The organism is Pseudomonas amygdali (assembly GCF_002699855.1).
Lineage (GTDB): Bacteria > Pseudomonadota > Gammaproteobacteria > Pseudomonadales > Pseudomonadaceae > Aquipseudomonas > Aquipseudomonas amygdali.
In genome coordinates, this window is record NZ_LKBW01000216.1 from 1 (window position 1) to 653 (window position 653).

1 pseudogene is annotated in these 653 nt (G+C 49.9%); it reads left to right on the forward strand.

Annotated features, from left to right (window positions below):
- Positions 1 to 589: pseudogene (locus AO277_RS28785) on the forward strand (hypothetical protein); the annotation flags it as partial.
- Between the last annotated feature and the right edge of the window lie 64 nt (positions 590 to 653).

Sequence of the window (653 nt, forward strand, 5' to 3'; positions counted from 1 at the left end):
AATCCGCCTGGCCCTTCTCTCATCGAAACGCTTACGCAAGAAGCGTCGGGAAACCTGTCGTTCTGATTCTTCGGAACCCCACAAGCATTTAAGACCACGTATTAGGATCCAATTCCTTAACTCAGCCATCAACTCATCCGAGGTAGCTCAAACAGCTATGTATCCCCTGAAATCTATTCAAAACAGCATTACAACTCCCCTAATGAGTGGCAGTCAGCCATTAGAGGCGGAGGGCTCTCAGTCACAGCATTCCCATCCTGACAGGATTTTACCTTCCCTATTGAGCCAAAGTGCTCAGCTAGCTCTAGATCGCCTATCAGCTCAGCCTAATGCTGATTACCAACGCGTTGCATCACTGGTACGCAACGCTCTGCAGGACGGTAAATTCCAACTTCAACCCAGTAACGACACGCAAGTTATCTATAAAACGTCAGTCTCTTCGCCAGCTATCGCCGCCACCATAGGGGCCGCCCACTTAATTGATAGCGAGCTGACGGTTCAGGCCCGCCTAAATGATCAATTTGAGTACGACATCGTAAGCGCCCATTTGCGTGGCCCTTCGCAAGACATATCCATCGATGCATTCTGAACCGCCCCGGGTTTCTCGGAGACTCCAACCTTTGAGAGGATGGAGCGATGAAAAAACTACCGAA